We start from the raw sequence: 16,845 nt of genomic DNA, 5'->3' as shown, positions 1-16,845 counted from the left end.
AAACTCTCTCCTCCGAGTCGGGAAGGCCGCGGCGACAGAAAATACCGCGTGAAAGGGAATACTGGTCATGAAAAAAGACGATCCATTTGGTTTCGATATGTCGGTAAGCACGGCAAAAAAGAAAAACCCGCGCGGCAAGCGTGGCATGTCCGGCGCGTTTGAAACCTCGCAACGGGTTTGCGAACATGAGAATTGCAAAGAACAGGGCAAATATCGTGCCCCACGTTCGCCGGATCATCTCGACGAATATCTGTGGTTCTGTAAGGATCACGTCAAAGAGTTCAATTTGAAATGGAACTTTTTCAGCGGCGCGACAGAAGAAGAAATAGACGATCAGATTCAATCGGATCGAGTCGGTGGACGCCCAACGAAACCTATCCGTAAAAGCGACGAGCAGCGCGCCTGGGAACGCCTCGGCGTTGATGATCCGCATCAAGTTTTGGGTGAAAATGCCACGCGCAATCCTGGCAAATCCATCACCGGCAGTACACGTAAGTTGCCGCCGACGGAACGCCGTGCGATTGAGCTTTTGGAAGCGAAGGACCATTGGACCAAAGCTGAAATTCGCAAGGCATACAAGAAATTGATCAAGATCTTGCACCCAGACCTAAATGGTGGGGACCGTTCTGATGAGGAACGGCTGCAAAACGTGGTTTGGGCATGGGACACCATCAAGGCCAGCCGCAGCTTTAAAGAATAAACGATAAAGGGCGCCGCTTTCATTTGAAACGGCGCCCTTTTTGTTTGCATCGATCTCAGATCAATCCGTCAATTCGATCACAATCAAGATATTGGCACTGATGTTCTGTTCCCCTGCGGCGATTGGCATGCCTGCGGAAGCGGATTCCATCGCCATGCGCATCATTGGCACGTTGCCCCCGGTCTGTGGTTCTTCAATGCGCAGGATCACACCTGTATTCACCCCTGCCGCCTGGGCATATAACGCGGCTTTTTCCAAAGCATCTGCCACCGCAAGACGCCGTGCTTCGTTCAGATGTGGGGTTGGATCTTGGACCGTAAACTGTACCCCGTGCAATTGGTTCGCCCCAGCTGAGATCAATTGATCCAACACCTGTGGCGCAGCCATCAGATCCCGAAGGCGGATCGTCAGCATATTTGACGCGATATATCCAGAGATCTTCGGGGGTTGGCCATTGTTGCTGTGCGCATAATCCGTGCGCAGGTTCAACTGGCTGGTTTGTAAATCACGGGCTTCGACCCCGGCCTCAGCTGCGACCCCCATCAAAACCGCCATTTTGTCGGACGTCCCAGCCATTGCTTCAGCTGCGTTTGCACCGCGGGTTTCAACCCCAATCGCAACCACGGCCATGTCAGGCGCAACCGCAACCAAGCCGGTGCCCTGCACCACAATCTGTGGTGTCGTGCCGATTGGCGTAGCATTTGCAACATGTGCCACACTCACGGCCAGGCAGATTGCCGCCGTCATTTTTGTTAGAAAACGCATTTGAATTCCTTTCGGTACTGCTTTCATGTTCTTATGACGCATAGCATCGGCGGTTTCTTGGATTTTTCTCTACATAAACTTCAACCCGGCGGATTTCTGCGATATGACGGGGATAGACATACAGATGACCACAGGACACGACGGCCTATGCCCCTCAACCCTATGACACCCGGATTTGCCCTTAATCTGACCCATAGTGGTATCAGTCTTCTGCATCGCAAGGATCAGGAATGGTATGAGATTGGTCAAGCCCAGCTGGACGATCCCAACTTAAACGAAACGCTGGCCGAGATGCGCGCCACTGCAATCGAGCTTGAACCAAACGGGCTGCAATGTCAGTTGATCCTGCCCAACTCGCAGGTCTTGTATATGGAAGCCGACGCGTCCGATATCCCGGCGGATCGTGCAGCAGAACAACAACACATCACAGAGGCCCTAGACGGCAAGACCCCATATCCCTTGGCTGAACTGGCATATGATTGGCAGCGTCGCGACGGCATGTTTTACATCGCAGCGATCGCCCATGAAACACTGGCCGAGGCCGAGACCTTTGCAGATGAACATCAGTTCAATCCGGTCTGTTTTGTGGCACATCCTGAGGTCAGCAACGGGTTTATGGGTGAGGTCTTCTTTGGGGATACGAAATACGCAGCCGCCCTCAACGGCGCGGCTCCCGTCTCTGCTGAACCTGCCGCCCCCATAATTGCTGCCCCCGTGATTTCAGCCCCTGTGGTTTCGCACCCTGTGGCTACCCCCCCTGTGGTCCCCGCCCAACCCGATCTTCAGCCGCAAACTGATCAAACGCTGGCAGATCGAACGCTGGCAAATCAAATACCCACGCCGCTTGAATCAGCCGCAACACTTGTGGGCGCGGACGCGAAGCCTAAATTGCCCATTCAGGCCATCGCCGGTGCCGCTGTGGGGGCGATTGGCATTGGTGTGTTCGCAGCGTTTTGGCTGACACAAACATCACAGATCGACAGCCCCACGCCAGCCTCTGTCGATCCAACAACCGCCCAGCAAGAAACCAGTGACCCCGCAGCAATTGCACAGGTGCCAGTAACGACGACCACAGCAACACCAGACGCAACGACACCAGACACAACAACACCAGACACAACAACACTGGCCATCATCGTGCCCAGCTATGAAGATGCCGAGGAATTCTATGCAGAAAACAACATCTGGATCTTAAGCCCAGATGTTGGTCAATATGAAGATCCAACGACGCAAACCCCCAACCAGCCCGATGCGTTTGCATCAGGTCAGTTTGGTCAGCGCGGGCTTTATGTGCCCTCCCATGACGCCGTCGTGTCTTCCTTTGATGCGCTTGCGCTGCCGTTGCTGAATACCGCAACATCCGGGCGCAGTTTGCCCAGTATTGCGGACCCCGCACCAGCCGGTGAGACATTCGCGGTGAATGCGATTGGCTTGGTCATCCCGACACCCGAAGGCACGCAAACGCCTGAAGGCGTACAAATTTTTGCCGGCCGTCCAGATTATCTGATCCCCCCGCGCCCCACCGATGCGGAAACCGCCCCCGAGGCAGCGGAAAACGCGGCTGAAGAAAGTGTCACCGATGAAGACACGATAGATTTGTCCTCATTCCCGCCGAAATTGCGCCCAAGTAACTTAATCGAAACCCATGAACGCAATGTCTACGGGGGCCTAACCCGCAGCGAACTTGCCGCCCGCAAGCCCGAATTGCGGCCAGAATCTGCACAATCTGCACCGGATGTAGACGTCACACCAACGGAATTCGCGGTTGCGACCTCTGTTGTGCCGTCGCCGCGCCCCAATGATTTTGACGCGATCGTCGCAGCCGCCCAAGCGGCCAGCAGCACCTCGCGTGATACGGCGTCCAGCAGCGCGTCTAGTTCCAGCAGCAGTCGCCCCCGCGCCGCAGCCCCGACAATCCCAACGCGTGCCTCGGTCGCACGCCAGGCCACCATCAGCAATGCGATACATTTGCGCCGACTTAGCCTCGTGGGCGTGTATAAAACATCCGGTTCCCGACGTGCTTTGATGCGCACGCGATCTGGCCGCTATGTTCGTGTCGAAGTTGGTGACACGATCGCGGGCGGGCGTATTGCCGCCATCGGCGATAACAGCCTTCAATATGTCAAAGGTGGGCGCAACACGACGATGGAAGTTCCAAGGAACTGATCACACCATATGTCGTAGATCTGGGGCAAGCATGGCGCAATACGACGGGCCTGCCCCATTTTAGCGGTGTATTGAAATATCATGCCAGATCCCCTTGCGTAAGCCTGAAATATGGGGCACGAAAGCGTGGATGCGGCCTGACCGCGGGCGACATGTGCGCCAAAATAAGCCGATATGGCCAGAACCCTTCTGGTTCCAGACAATCTGGACGGACATCAAAGGACTCGGGTCAAGACCTCTAGAGACGGATTAGATTATGACGAACGATGTAAAACCCACCGAAGAGATTTCAGTACGCGACGTCTTTGGCATCGACACCGATATGGTTGTGAAAGGCTTTGCGGAACGCACGGATCGCGTCCCAGAGATCGACCCGACCTATAAGTTTGATCCTGATACGACCTTGGCCATTTTGGCTGGTTTTGCATATAATCGCCGCGTGATGATCCAAGGTTATCACGGCACAGGTAAATCGACTCACATCGAACAAGTCGCGGCGCGCCTCAACTGGCCCTCCGTGCGTGTGAACCTCGACAGCCACATCTCGCGCATTGACTTGATCGGTAAAGACGCCATCAAATTGGTGGACGGCAAACAGGTCACTGAATTCCACGAAGGCATCCTGCCATGGGCGTTGCGCAACAATGTTGCCATCGTCTTTGACGAATATGATGCGGGCCGTGCGGATGTGATGTTCGTGATCCAACGCGTGTTGGAAACCGATGGTAAACTGACCTTGCTGGATCAAAACGAGATCATCACACCAAACCCGAATTTCCGCCTGTTTGCCACCGCGAACACCGTTGGTCTGGGTGACACAACTGGTCTGTACCACGGCACACAACAGATCAACCAAGCCCAGATGGACCGTTGGTCCTTGGTTGCGACGTTGAACTATCTGTCCCATGATGCGGAAACCAACATCGTGATCTCGAAAAATCCGCTGTTCAACACCGAAGCAGGCCGCAAGACCGTCAGCCAGATGGTCACCGTCGCAGCCCTGACACGCACAGCCTTCATGAACGGCGATCTGTCCACCGTGATGAGCCCTCGCACCGTGATCAACTGGGCGCAAAACACCAAGATTTTCCACAACGTCGGCTATGCATTCCGCCTGTCCTTCTTGAACAAATGTGACGAACTTGAACGCCAAACCGTGGCTGAGTTCTACCAACGTTGTTTCGACGAAGAACTGCCCGAAAGCGCAGCTTCTGCGGCGATGAGCTAAGCCTTTCGCCTGGCCTTCGGGTCGGGCGACGCCCTCCCCCTAGGGAGGGCCTGGCGCAGCCCTGTTGCAGGGCACCCAAGAAAATCGTTAGGCTGGCACCATGAGCAAACCGACTATAAACCCCGCTGATCCGTTCAAAAAGGCCTTGGCTGAGGCCACGAAAACCATGGCCAATGACACGGATTTGACCGTGACCTATACGGTTGATCCGGCGGGCAAGACGGATGACACTATTCGTCTACCGCAAGTCACCCGTCGTATGACCCGCGATGAGGTTCTCATGGCGCGCGGCACGGCAGATGCGCTTGCGATGCGCCACCGCCATCATGATGCAACGACACATAATAAATACCTGCCCCAAGGCCAAATGGCGCGCGATCTATATTCCGCCATGGAAGAAGCCCGCTGCGAAGCGATGGGTGCACGCCAAATGCCCGGTGCATTGTCAAACATCGACGTGAAACTTGAAGCAGAAGCAAAGTCAAAGGGTTACGGTGAAATCACGGATCGCGCCGAGGCCCCATTGGCGACGGCTGCCGGATATCTTGTACGTGAATTGGCCACAGGGCGTGAACTGCCTGCCTCTGCGGCGAATGTGAAGAACCTCTGGAAAGACTATATTGAAGGCCAGGCCGGTGGAACGCTGGACACGCTGCAAGACACCCTGTCAGATCAATCCGCTTTCGCCAAATTTGCGCGCAAAATGATCGATGATCTGGGCTACGGCGACCAGCTGGGCGATGACCCGGATGCGGAAGACGATCAGGCTGAAGACGAAGCCCAGGAAGACGGCGACGAAGAGCAGGAACAAGACAGCCAGGGCGATCAAGAAAACCAAGAAGAGGCCGAAGCCCAACCTGAGCAAAGCCAAGACGACAGCCAAGATGCAGCCGAAGCCCAGGTCACAATTGATGACATGGCCGATCAGGAACAAGGTGACGAGGCCGAGATGCCCGAGGGCGACGCGCCCATGGATCCCCCGCCCCCTGCCCCTTTTTCAGATGCTGATCCGAATTATAATGTGTTCCACGCTGAATTTGACGAAGAGGTCCGCGCCGAAGATCTGGCAGAACCTCAAGAGTTGGAACGCCTGCGCGCCTATTTGGATCAACAGTTGGAGCCATTGAAAGGGGCTGTGTCGCGCCTTGCAAATAAGTTGCAACGCCGCCTGCAAGCGCAGCAAAATCGCAGCTGGGAATTCGACCTTGAAGAAGGTGTTCTTGATGCTGGTCGTTTGGCGCGTGTGGTGATTTCACCGACCACCCCCCTGTCGTTCAAAATGGAACAAGACACGGAATTCAAAGACACGGTCGTGACGCTTTTGTTGGATAATTCCGGCTCTATGCGCGGTCGTCCAATTTCCATCGCTGCGATCTGTACCGATGTTCTGGCCCGGACGCTTGAACGTTGTCAGGTGAAGGTCGAGATCCTGGGTTTTACCACCCGCGCTTGGAAAGGTGGCCAGTCCCGTGAGAAATGGCTTGCTGATGGCCGCCCAGAGCAGCCAGGTCGCCTGAACGATCTGCGCCATATCATCTATAAATCTGCGGATGCCCCCATGCGCCGGTCCCGTCCGAACCTTGGTTTGATGATGAAAGAGGGCCTGCTGAAGGAAAACATCGACGGTGAGGCCTTGGAATGGGCCCATCGCCGTATGGTCGCCCGCCCCGAGGCCCGCAAAATCCTGATGGTGATTTCAGATGGCGCCCCGGTGGATGACAGTACTTTGTCAGTTAACCCCGCGAATTACTTGGAAAAACACCTGCGCGATGTGATTGCCATGGTGGAAAAGCGCAAGGCCGTCGAATTGCTGGCGATCGGGATTGGCCATGACGTGACGCGCTATTATGATCGTGCGGTTACGATCACGGATGTCGAACAATTGGCCGGTGCAATGACCGAACAATTGGCATCCCTATTCGACAACGACCCACGTGCCCGCGCGCGTGTGATGGGGATAAAGCGGGCCACGTAAGGCCCGCTTTCAGCTGAAGATCTTACCGGGATTCATGATATTTTGCGGGTCTAACGCCTGCTTCATTGCCTGCATGACCTGCACGGCCTCCCCATGTTCTTGCCGCAGAAGATCCATTTTCCCCTGGCCAATGCCATGTTCACCCGTCGCGGTTCCCCCCATGGACAGCGCATGTTCCACCATTTGATGTGAAACAGATTTTGCGCGCGTAAGTTCTTCGCCATTGTCAGGGTCAATCAGCAGGATCGCATGAAAATTGCCATCCCCCACATGACCAAGGATCGGCGCGACCAGACCTGCAGCGTCGATCAATGCGCGTGCGGCAATAACCGCCTCGGCCAGGCGTGATACCGGCACGCAAACATCCGTCACCACCGCCGTTTTGCCGGGACGCAACCCAAGGCAGGCATAATAAGCCCGGTGGCGCATCGCCCAAAGACGCGAGCGATCTTCGGCCTGGGCCGACCAATCAAAGCCACTCGCCCCAAAATCCGCGATCACCTCGCCAAATCGTTCGGCCTGCTCTGCAACCGCCGCGTCAGAGCCATGGAATTCGACCAGCAAATGCGGCTGCACGGGCAATCCCATGTCTGCATCTTTGTTCACCGCCTCCACCGCCAAAGCGTCAAGGAATTCGATCCGCGCCATGGGGATCGCGCATTGCACCGTCATGATCACCGCATTCACAGCGGATTGCATATCCGGAAATGCGCAAACCGCCGCCCCAACGGCTTCCGGTTGGCCGTGCAGGCGCAGGGTCAATTCCGTGATCAAACCCAAAGTGCCCTCTGCCCCGCAGAAAAGCGCGGTCAAATCATACCCCGACGCCGATTTCGCCGCCCCTGTGCCCGTGCGAATGACGCGACCGTCGGCCAAGACGACTTCCATCGCGAGGATATTGTCGCGCATGGTTCCATAGCGCACCGCCGTCGTCCCGCTGGCCCGGGTCGAGGCCATGCCGCCAATGCTTGCATTTGCACCGGGATCCACCGGAAACATCAAGCCGGTTGCGCGCAGTTCTTGATTCAGCTCTTCGCGGGTAATTCCGGGCTGGACCTGCACAGTGAGATCCTGATCATTCACCCGCAAAACCTTGTTCATACGCGAGAAATTTACTGAAACTCCACCATGGATCGCAGAGGTATGCCCTTCAAGCGACGTCCCCGCCCCGAACCCGATAACCGGCACCAAATGGGCGGCGCAGATTTTTATGATCTCGGCAACTTCAGCTGTATTTTCGGGCCAAACCACCGCATCCGGCGGTGCGGCGGCAAACCAAGTTTCGCTATTGCCGTGATGAAAGCGGTCGGCATCAGATGTACTGACACGATCCCCTAACAATAATTTCAACTCGGAAACTGCTGTTTTGACTTCCATTTGACCCCTCAGACATGGCAGGCAGGAAAGATATGGTTAATTTTTCTCAGGTAACGTTTAGAACCAATTGCCTGAGAACCCCAGAGACAACAGGTCCACGCGTAAACAATGACGTCAAGTTACATTAGACCCCTGCTGAAACAAATGCAGAATGACCTGAAGACCGCGTGGCAAGTGTTGCGCGTCAAGGGCCCAGGTGAGATCCAGTTTTGGTTTATCGCCCTGATCGTTGGGGTTGGTGCTGGCTTTGCGGCCCTTGGGTTTCGCATGGGAATTGAGGCGCTACAAACAGCGATTTATGGTGCCGATGACACGCGCACCTTACATTCTTATCTAAGTGATCTGTCCTGGTATTGGATCATCAGCATCCCGGTTCTCGGGGGGATTGTCAGTGGACTGCTGTTGCAGTGGTTTACGCCGGACGGGCGTGCGCGGTCTGTGGCGGATGTGATCGAAGGCGCATCCTTGCACAATGGTCGCGTGGAACAAAGGGCGGGCATCGGGTCAGCTTTGGCGTCCCTTGTGACCCTATCCACGGGTGGATCCAGTGGGCGTGAGGGCCCGGTTGTGCATTTGGCCGGGGTGATTTCAACCTGGGTTTCCAACCGCATCAACGCATCCGGCATCACCGGGCGTGACCTGCTGGGATGTGCCGTCGCCGGTGCGGTATCTGCCAGTTTCAACGCCCCAATCGCAGGCGCCCTATTCGCGCTTGAAGTCGTGTTGCGCCATTTTGCAGTGCATGCATTCGCCCCAATTGTTATCGCATCCGTTGCCGGTACTGTGGTCAATCGCCTGCAATTCGGGAATGTGACTGAATTCGTATTGAAGCAAAACAATGAGATGCAGTTTTATATCGAATTGCCCGCCTTTCTGATCCTCGGCTTGGTCTCTGGGTTGGTCGCGGCGGTCTTCATGCGATCTGTCTTTTTTGCTGAACAGGCAGGCAATCAACTTCAGGCCCGCTGGAACATTCCGGATTGGCTGCGCCCTGGGTTGTCTGGGTTGGTCCTTGGGGTCATCGCGGTTTTCTTCCCGCATATCATCGGCGTTGGATATGAGACCACCTCTGCGGCACTGACCGGTAAGCTTTTGTTTTCCCAAGCCATCCTATTTGTCATCCTCAAATGCATCGCCGTGGCTGTGACCTTTGGCGGGCGTATGGGCGGGGGGATTTTCTCGCCCTCCCTGATGATCGGGGCCATGACCGGGCTTGCCTTTGGCATGGTTGCCACCAGCATTTTTCCATCTGTGTCCGGAGAAGAGACGCTTTATGCGCTGGCGGGCATGGGCGCGGTTGCGGCGGCCGTTTTGGGCGCACCGATTTCCACCACATTGATCGTGTTTGAATTGACGGGCGATTGGCAAACCGGGCTTGCGGTTATGGTCGCTGTTTCGCTGTCCACAGCCCTTGCCAGTCGATTGGTTGATCGCAGTTTCTTCCTGACCCAGTTGGAACGTCGCAATATCCACATTGCTGCGGGTCCACAGGCTTGGTTGCTGGCGACATTTTCAGTGGCTGATATCATGCGTGATCGCACCGATGAAAACGCCGCGCCAGAGGATGCGTGTTGGGCGCTTGTCGAACAGGGTATTTATGTCGATGGTAACGCAACCTTAGAAGCGGCCATGCCAATTTTTGACAACAGTGGCGCAGATTTCATTCCGGTTTTGACATTGGGGGGCGAAGATCAACCCCCAGAACTGTGGGGCGCGATATTTGAAGTCGACGCCTTACACGTGTTCAACGACGCCCTAAAAGAAAACGCCGCCGAAGAACACAGTTAAGGATCTTAATTAGATCTTTTCGACGGTCACTTTGTCAGTGAAAAATGCGATATGCCCTTTGATCGCGGAAACGGCCAGAACCGGATCCGCATAATACCAAGCCGCATCTTCGATCACAGTGCTTTTGGTTTGGATGGAATAATAGCGCGCATCCCCCTTTTGAGGGCAATGACTGGTGGTGTCACTGTCATCCAGAAACGCCGTCGCGATATCACCGGCGGGGAAATAGATTACAGGTTCAAGGTCCCCCTCACGCAATTCCCACGCAGCGCGGCTTTCCCCCAGAATAGCCCCGCCAGCCCGAACAGTACACAACCCGCTGACCGGGGTGATTTTAATTGTGTTAGTCATGTTATTCTCCATTATCGGGCTGCTGATACAAGCGCAGTGTAACAGTAATACACACGCCTATCCTATCGTGACGTTACAGTGCGGCGCAGGCATCTTTCAGCCAAATTTGCGTCGCCTCAGATACCACATCCGCCAAAAGCGCATATGTTTTGGCGTGATAGTCGTTCAGCCACGCCCGCTCATCACCAGATAGCATATCAACAACAATCAAATTGCGATCAATTGGTGTATAGGCAAGGGTTTCGAAATCCAACATGTCGCGCGCATCAGCCCCCGCAAGTTCTGCGGCATCTTGCACTACAATCAGGTTTTCGATCCGTATGCCAAATTTACCCTCGCGGTAATATCCGGGCTCGTTTGACAGCACCATGCCTGGCTCAAGCGGGGTTTCAGACACTTTGCTAATCCGCGCCGGGCCTTCGTGCACTGACAGAAACGCCCCAACACCATGGCCGGTGCCGTGATCAAAATCATGACCCGCAAGCCAGATGGGATAACGCGCAATCGGATCCAAATCACGCCCGGACAGGCCACGTGGCCAACGGACGCGTGATAGGGCAATCATGCCTTGCAACACGCGGGTAAAGCAGCGTTTTTCATCATCGCCAACCACCCCCACGGCAATGGTACGCGTGATATCTGTTGTCCCGTCTTTATATTGACCGCCACTGTCGACCAACAGCAATTGGCCCGTCTCGACCGGCAGATTGGTGTCTTCCGTCACCCGGTAATGACAAATCGGTGCATGCGGTCCGGTCGCCGAAATCGTTTCAAAGCTGATATCAAACAGGGCATTGGTCGCCCGACGAAAGCCTTCAAGGCGCTGCGCTACGGAAATCTCTGTCAACCCGCCCTGCGGGGCCTCATGCGACAGCCAACACAGGAATTCGGCCATTGCGGCTCCGTCCCGCAAATGCGCACTGCGCATGCCTGCAAGCTCAGTCTCATTTTTCACGGCCTTCGGCAGAATACAGGGATCAGGGTTGCGGCTAATCTCACATCCGGCAGCGGTCAGAATAGAGGCAACGGCAAAGGGGGCGTTCATGGGATCAACCCGCACCACCCCGTTCAGATCGGTAAGGGCTTGGGCGAAGTCATCCTGCGGATAGCAGCGCACATCAGCACCCAAATGGCCTTGGATATCTGTCAATTTATCGGGATGCGCAAAGAGATCCGCCTTGCCGTCATTGTGCAAAATCAACAGTCCTTGGACCACCGGATTATGGCTGACATCATGCCCGCGAATGTTGAGCAACCAACAGATGCTGTCTGGCAAGGTGATCACAGCATGATCTTCGCCAGCCTCCCGCAGAGCATCTGCCATCCGAACACGTTTGTCGGCATGGGTTTCCCCTGCATATTCAACCGGATGCGCAAAGGCGGCCACTTTGGGGGCCTCGGGTTGATCCGCCCAAATACGATCCACCAGATTGGCCGTCGCCCGCAGTTTACGCCCGGTTTCCGCCAAGATCGCATCTGTTTTCTCGACATCTGACAGGGTATGCAGCCAGGGGTCGAATCCGATTTCAGCAGCATCTGGGGCGTGTTCCGTGATCCAATCACCGGCTTGGGTTTTCGGCCACGGCACCGGTGTAAAATGATCAAGATCAACCTGGCTTTTCACCTGCACCTTATAGCGCCCATCAATGAACACCCCAGCCGTATCTTGCAGTGCGACGCAAAACCCAGCAGAGCCCTGAAACCCAGTCAACCAACCCAGCCGCGCGTCACGTTGCGCCACATATTCGCCCTGATGCACATCCGCACGCGGCACAAGAAACCCATCCACAGCTTCTTTGCGCATTTCGCGCCGCAGATCTTCCAGACGCGCCGGCCCTTTTTCTGGCTCAGAGCGGGTTTCATAGCTTTGGAACATGGACGACCTCATAGACGGCGATTGACAGAATAATTGTCGACAAGGTCATACAGTCTGGCGTGTTTGTCCATTGGAAATGCGCGATATAGTTGTCTGCACCGTATCAGCCCTCGCAAGGATCGCATGTCTTGGCGTTTTATTGGAGAGAAGCGACCAATACGCTGGCTTCGCGTTTGGTGAGACTGGGCAAACAGGTGGGGCCATAATCCTGCGGGCAATGTTCCAACTCAGGGAAGATCTCAATCAATTCACGCTGCGTTTCGTGAAGGTCATCGTCCTGCAAAGCCTGAACCGGGTAGAAGCTTTCTGACAGCATCCCATTGGACCAAATCAGTTGGTGCGCGTCAAACAATAGGTGATAATACACAACATCAGCCCGACCTGAGACAGCACAGCCCCGAAGCCCCGTCAGAGCTTTTGCAGGCACGAAGACCTCAGCTGCGCCAAACATCAATTCCGCCATTGCCCCGCCAACAACGCATCGGTGTTGCGGCGAGAGATACAGGTCATTGCGCGGAACCCCACCCCCCATGCTGCCCTTATTGATGCGGATCGGGCGCAGCCAGGGTTGTTGTGCCAAACGGGTGGGATGCATAAAACGTTGCCCAATCCAACGTATCTTCTGCACGCCGTTGTCACGGGTAACAACATCATCGCCCGGGATCAGGTCTGAAATACGCCGTTCGCCAGTTGGGGTTAAGATCATTGCGTCTTGGGTGAAACAATGGATCCCAATGGTTGCCAATTCCTCAGGCGTGTCAATGCTTGTCGGGGCGACGCCGACCAATCGAATGGTTTCCCCATTTGGGAAGGTCAGAATGGATCCACCTTCGCCATCAGAGGTCACGGTCACATCACTATGTCCGACCTGTTGCCCGGCCCCATTGTTCAGCCCAGATACATCCAATATATCTTCGCCAATGGTGAAATCCTTGATGACATCTTGACCAGAGCCATCGGCATACACAAAGGTATCATTGCCACTGCCGCCTTCAATATAGTCGTCATCCGCCCCGCCGGTGATGGTATCGTCACCTTCCTGGCCATAAATTTTGTCGTCTCCCGCGCCACCATCAAGTGTATCATTGAAACTGTGACCGCTGGCGGCAACAGACGCCGGGGTCAGGGCAAACTTGATGTTGTCAAGAAGTGGCCCCAGCCCATTGTCTTGACTGGCCAGTTCACGAAAGCCGATCGTATCAGTGCCAGACAACCCCGTAAGCGTAAGCGTTGTCGTCGTGAAATACCCGGTTGAAGACGGGCTGATGGTCGCGATGACTGTTCCATTATGCGTGACCTGAAAATCATCATTCACAGATCCGCCAGAGCGCGCCGCGTGATCAAAGCTTAGGACGTAAGTAACACCTGTGGCCAGCTCAACATCGGTTTGAACATGGTCGATACCGGCAGTGTTGCCGTCAAGTTCAATGAAGGCAGACCCATCCGCGGTAGACAGGCCCAGAAACCCATCCCCCCAACGTTCAATCGTGCCGCCAGATCCGGTGTTATACCATCCCACGACGGAACCTTGGCTCCAGCTGTTGTCATTCTGATTTGAATCAAGTGGTCCATTGGCGGCGAACAAAACATCGCCATGGATGGTGTCATTGCCACCGCCCCCGGAGATCGTATCATTCCCCTGCTGACCCGCGACAGTGTCATCTGCACCATCACCCGTCAGGATATCGTCACCAGAACCTGGTGTGCCTGTTACCGCCATTTTGCCTCGCTGTGGGTGCTCCTGCCGTCGTTTTCCGACGATCTGGCCCCCGCAGATCAATTCAATTCAATTCAAATACGATTAATCTAATAGATAAAATTAAACAACATAATTTCGCAATTAGGAGATGAATCAAAAAACTAAGCTCGCCTAATTCTTCGTTGCCTAATTCTGTGTTGCCTTGTTCTTCATCGCCTCGTTCTTCATTGATTGACAATCTCCGCGCCTGGGCGCACAACATGCGCGAAATATAACCCGCAACCGGGCGTTCCGTGGGCGCCAAACTGACGAGGAGCCCAACAGATGGCCCAAATCTCCCTTACTTTTCCCGATGGCACTGCACGCGAATATGACGCAGGCGTAACTGCGGCTGATATCGCAGCTGGCATCTCAAATTCGCTGGCCAAAAAAGCGATTTCCGCAACGGTGAACGATCAGCATTACGATATGCAATGGCCGATCACTGAAGATGCGCAAATCGCCATCCACACCATGAAAGACACAGCCCAAGCCGAAGAATTGGTCCGCCATGATTGCGCCCATATCATGGCGCGCGCTGTGCAGGAACTTTGGCCTGACGTGAAGGTTACCATCGGTCCTGTGATCAAAGATGGCTGGTATTACGATTTTGACCGCACAGAGCCTTTCAGCACGGAAGATCTTACCGCGATTGAAAAAAAGATGAAAGAAATCATCAACAAACGCGATAGCGTGCGGACCGAAATTTGGGAACGCCAACGCGCGATTGATTTCTATACCGCCAATGATGAACCCTATAAAGTCGAGTTGATCGAAAGCATTCCTGGCGATGAACCTTTGCGTATGTATTGGCATGGGGACTGGCAAGATCTTTGCCGTGGCCCGCATTTGCAACACACGGGTCAGGTGCCGGGTGATGCGTTTAAACTGATGTCTGTGGCCGGTGCTTATTGGCGCGGTGACAGTGATCGTGCGATGTTGCAACGTATTTATGGCGTGGCTTTCACCGGCAAAGACGGGTTGAAAAAGCATCTGCACATGCTGGAAGAAGCGGCCAAGCGCGATCACCGCAAATTGGGCAAGGAAATGAACCTGTTCCACATGCAGGAAGAAGCGCCTGGCATGGTGTTTTGGCATCCCAATGGCTGGCGTATTTACACACTTTTGCAAGATTACATGCGCCGTCGCCAAGACAAGGGCGGTTATGTTGAGGTCAACACGCCCCAGGTTGTGAACCGCAAACTGTGGGAAGCTTCTGGTCACTGGGACAACTATCAGGAAAACATGTTCATCGTAGAAGTTGACGAAGATCACGCCCGCGAAAAGGCCGTGAACGCGTTGAAACCGATGAACTGCCCCTGTCATATTCAAGTGTTCAACCAAGGTCTGAAATCATACCGCGACCTGCCCCTGCGCATGGCGGAATTTGGATCTTGTAACCGCTATGAACCCTCCGGCGCGATGCATGGCATCATGCGCGTGCGTGGCTTTACACAGGATGACGGGCATATTTTCTGTACCGAAGCCCAGGTCGAAGAAGAAACCAAAATCTTCGTTGATTTCTTGGCTTTGGTTTACAAAGACCTTGGGTTTGAGAACTGGAGCGTCAAGCTGTCCACCCGCCCCGAAAAACGTGTTGGATCTGAGGAAAGCTGGGATCAGGCGGAAGAAGCGCTTGCCAATGGGATCAAGGCCGCTGGTTACGATTTCGAAATCCAAGAAGGCGAAGGCGCGTTTTACGGACCCAAGCTTGAGTTCGTTCTGACCGATGCCATCGGGCGCGACTGGCAATGTGGCACATTGCAGATTGACCCGAACCTGCCGGAACGCCTTGATGCCAGCTATATTGGGGAAGACGGCGCACGCCATCGCCCCCTTATGCTGCACCGCGCGACCTTGGGGTCGTTTGAACGTTTCATCGGTATTCTGATCGAAGAACACGCTGGCAAATTGCCGTTCTGGCTGGCCCCGCGTCAGGTGGTTGTGGCGTCCATTGTGACCGATGCCAATGACTACGCACAGGAAGTCGTTGAAGCATTGCGCGCAGTTGGCGTGCGTGCGGAAGCCGATATTCGCAACGAGAAGATCAACTATAAAGTCCGCGAACATTCACTGGGCAAGGTTCCGGTCATCTTGGCCGTCGGCATGAAAGAAGTCGAAGATCGCACAGTCTCCGCCCGCCGTCTTGGCAGCAAGCAAAGCCAGATTGTAACAATTGACGAGATTGTAACAGAATTGCGCGCAGAAGCCCTGGCGCCGGATCTGCGCGACTGATTTCTGTAAGATTTGAAATGATTGAACGGCCCGTTTGGTAACATTGCCAGGCGGGCCGCTATATTTTTAAGGGGTCTCACATCTTACCCATCACAGAATTTCGAATTTTAATAACGCCAGCGTGAATGACGGGTTTGTGAGTGGCCTGTGTTAACGACTTCGGATTATGTTCAGTTCAAGCCGCAAGATTAACCGGCTCGAAATTAAACACAGAGGAACTGAACTCATGTCTAACACTGTAAAAACTCTCGCTGTTGCTGGCGCTGTTGCCGCCGCTATGACCGCTCAGATGACAACATCTGCCGCTGCTGCTGGTGGCGAAAAGTGCTACGGCGTGTCCCTTGCTGGCGCAAACGACTGTGCAGCCGGCCCAGGCACCACATGTGCGGGCACATCCACTGTTGACTACCAAGGCAACGCTTGGAAAATCGTAGACGCAGGCACCTGCGTTGATATGGAACTTCCTGCTTTGGCAGACGGCACCGCACGTATGGGTTCTTTGGAAGAACTCGACCGCGACCTGCCACAAAGCTAATTTCGCTGTCCCTCGTTCCTCGGCCCGTGTCGGGGAACACCTAACCCCTCGTGGGCATATGTGTTTGATATGTTTGCGAGGGGTTAATTATTTCTATACGCTGCAATTAAC

12 protein-coding genes are annotated in these 16,845 nt (G+C 54.7%); 7 read left to right on the top strand and 5 right to left on the bottom strand.

Annotation, left to right across the window (positions count from 1 at the left end; all coding sequences use genetic code 11):
• Nucleotides 1-67: 67 nt before the first annotated feature.
• Entirely contained in the window at nt 68-700 is a 633-nt protein-coding gene (locus tag RJ38_RS17650) for a J domain-containing protein (protein WP_039020151.1), read from the top strand.
• 60 nt (nt 701-760) lie between these two features.
• On the opposite strand, the gene RJ38_RS17645 is transcribed toward RJ38_RS17650, so the two are convergent.
• Nucleotides 761-1,465, bottom strand: a complete 705-nt coding sequence (locus tag RJ38_RS17645) for an SIMPL domain-containing protein (RefSeq protein WP_039020235.1) — start codon at nt 1,463-1,465, stop codon at nt 761-763.
• A 147-nt stretch (nt 1,466-1,612) separates the two neighbouring features.
• Between RJ38_RS17645 and RJ38_RS17640 the strand changes: the two genes are divergently transcribed.
• The 3 genes from RJ38_RS17640 to cobT all read left to right on the top strand — a co-directional run bounded on the left by RJ38_RS17640 (nt 1,613) and on the right by cobT (nt 6,834).
• Complete coding sequence (locus RJ38_RS17640) at nt 1,613-3,631, top strand: hypothetical protein (RefSeq protein ID WP_156121927.1); 2,019 nt, start codon at nt 1,613-1,615, stop codon at nt 3,629-3,631.
• A gap of 256 nt (nt 3,632-3,887) precedes the next feature.
• Complete coding sequence (gene cobS / locus RJ38_RS17635) at nt 3,888-4,859, top strand: cobaltochelatase subunit CobS (RefSeq protein ID WP_039020149.1); 972 nt, start codon at nt 3,888-3,890, stop codon at nt 4,857-4,859.
• A 100-nt stretch (nt 4,860-4,959) separates the two neighbouring features.
• Nucleotides 4,960-6,834, top strand: a complete 1,875-nt coding sequence (cobT, locus tag RJ38_RS17630; protein ID WP_039020148.1) for a cobaltochelatase subunit CobT — start codon at nt 4,960-4,962, stop codon at nt 6,832-6,834.
• Nucleotides 6,835-6,843: 9 nt separating this feature from the next.
• On the opposite strand, the gene RJ38_RS17625 is transcribed toward cobT, so the two are convergent.
• Entirely contained in the window at nt 6,844-8,211 is a 1,368-nt protein-coding gene (locus tag RJ38_RS17625; protein ID WP_039020147.1) for an FAD-binding oxidoreductase, read from the bottom strand.
• Nucleotides 8,212-8,355: 144 nt separating this feature from the next.
• On the opposite strand from RJ38_RS17625, the gene RJ38_RS17620 reads away from it, so the two are divergent.
• Nucleotides 8,356-9,999, top strand: a complete 1,644-nt coding sequence (locus RJ38_RS17620; RefSeq protein WP_238321751.1) for a chloride channel protein — start codon at nt 8,356-8,358, stop codon at nt 9,997-9,999.
• 9 nt (nt 10,000-10,008) lie between these two features.
• Here RJ38_RS17620 and RJ38_RS17615 read toward each other — a convergent pair whose 3' ends face one another.
• The 3 genes from RJ38_RS17615 to RJ38_RS17605 form a co-directional block, all read right to left on the bottom strand.
• On the bottom strand, nt 10,009-10,350 hold the full coding sequence (locus RJ38_RS17615; protein WP_039020145.1) for a DUF427 domain-containing protein: 342 nt from the start codon (nt 10,348-10,350) through the stop codon (nt 10,009-10,011).
• Nucleotides 10,351-10,423: 73 nt separating this feature from the next.
• Nucleotides 10,424-12,226, bottom strand: a complete 1,803-nt coding sequence (locus tag RJ38_RS17610) for an aminopeptidase P family protein (protein ID WP_039020144.1) — start codon at nt 12,224-12,226, stop codon at nt 10,424-10,426.
• 136 nt (nt 12,227-12,362) lie between these two features.
• The gene (locus RJ38_RS17605) at nt 12,363-13,946 is read right to left on the bottom strand and encodes a Hint domain-containing protein (RefSeq protein WP_039020143.1); all 1,584 of its coding nucleotides are present in this window, start codon (nt 13,944-13,946) and stop codon (nt 12,363-12,365) included.
• Nucleotides 13,947-14,249: 303 nt separating this feature from the next.
• Between RJ38_RS17605 and thrS the strand changes: the two genes are divergently transcribed.
• Nucleotides 14,250-16,199 (top strand): threonine--tRNA ligase, encoded by a 1,950-nt coding sequence (thrS, locus tag RJ38_RS17600; RefSeq protein WP_039020142.1) that lies wholly within the window; start codon nt 14,250-14,252, stop codon nt 16,197-16,199.
• A gap of 226 nt (nt 16,200-16,425) precedes the next feature.
• Entirely contained in the window at nt 16,426-16,734 is a 309-nt protein-coding gene (locus RJ38_RS17595; protein ID WP_039020141.1) for a BufA1 family periplasmic bufferin-type metallophore, read from the top strand.
• Nucleotides 16,735-16,845 lie beyond the last annotated feature (111 nt).

It is taken from the genome of Halocynthiibacter namhaensis (genome assembly GCF_000812685.1).
Classification (GTDB): Bacteria; Pseudomonadota; Alphaproteobacteria; order Rhodobacterales; family Rhodobacteraceae; genus Halocynthiibacter; species Halocynthiibacter namhaensis.
Note: the sequence above shows the minus strand (reverse complement) of the source record. Positions and strands in the feature narration are given on the sequence as shown.

Excerpts from the sequence above, each read along its gene's own strand:
- RJ38_RS17610 (WP_039020144.1), bottom strand. The coding sequence starts at position 12,226 with ATGTTCCAAAGCTATGAAACCCGCTCTGAGCCAGAAAAAGGGCCGGCG.
- thrS (WP_039020142.1), top strand. The coding sequence starts at position 14,250 with ATGGCCCAAATCTCCCTTACTTTTCCCGATGGCACTGCACGCGAATAT.
- RJ38_RS17620 (WP_238321751.1), top strand. The coding sequence starts at position 8,356 with ATGCAGAATGACCTGAAGACCGCGTGGCAAGTGTTGCGCGTCAAGGGC.
- RJ38_RS17605 (WP_039020143.1), bottom strand. The coding sequence starts at position 13,946 with ATGGCGGTAACAGGCACACCAGGTTCTGGTGACGATATCCTGACGGGT.
- RJ38_RS17615 (WP_039020145.1), bottom strand. The coding sequence starts at position 10,350 with ATGACTAACACAATTAAAATCACCCCGGTCAGCGGGTTGTGTACTGTT.
- RJ38_RS17595 (WP_039020141.1), top strand. The coding sequence starts at position 16,426 with ATGTCTAACACTGTAAAAACTCTCGCTGTTGCTGGCGCTGTTGCCGCC.
- RJ38_RS17625 (WP_039020147.1), bottom strand. The coding sequence starts at position 8,211 with ATGGAAGTCAAAACAGCAGTTTCCGAGTTGAAATTATTGTTAGGGGAT.
- RJ38_RS17640 (WP_156121927.1), top strand. The coding sequence starts at position 1,613 with ATGCCCCTCAACCCTATGACACCCGGATTTGCCCTTAATCTGACCCAT.
- cobT (WP_039020148.1), top strand. The coding sequence starts at position 4,960 with ATGAGCAAACCGACTATAAACCCCGCTGATCCGTTCAAAAAGGCCTTG.
- cobS (WP_039020149.1), top strand. The coding sequence starts at position 3,888 with ATGACGAACGATGTAAAACCCACCGAAGAGATTTCAGTACGCGACGTC.
- RJ38_RS17645 (WP_039020235.1), bottom strand. The coding sequence starts at position 1,465 with ATGCGTTTTCTAACAAAAATGACGGCGGCAATCTGCCTGGCCGTGAGT.
- RJ38_RS17650 (WP_039020151.1), top strand. The coding sequence starts at position 68 with ATGAAAAAAGACGATCCATTTGGTTTCGATATGTCGGTAAGCACGGCA.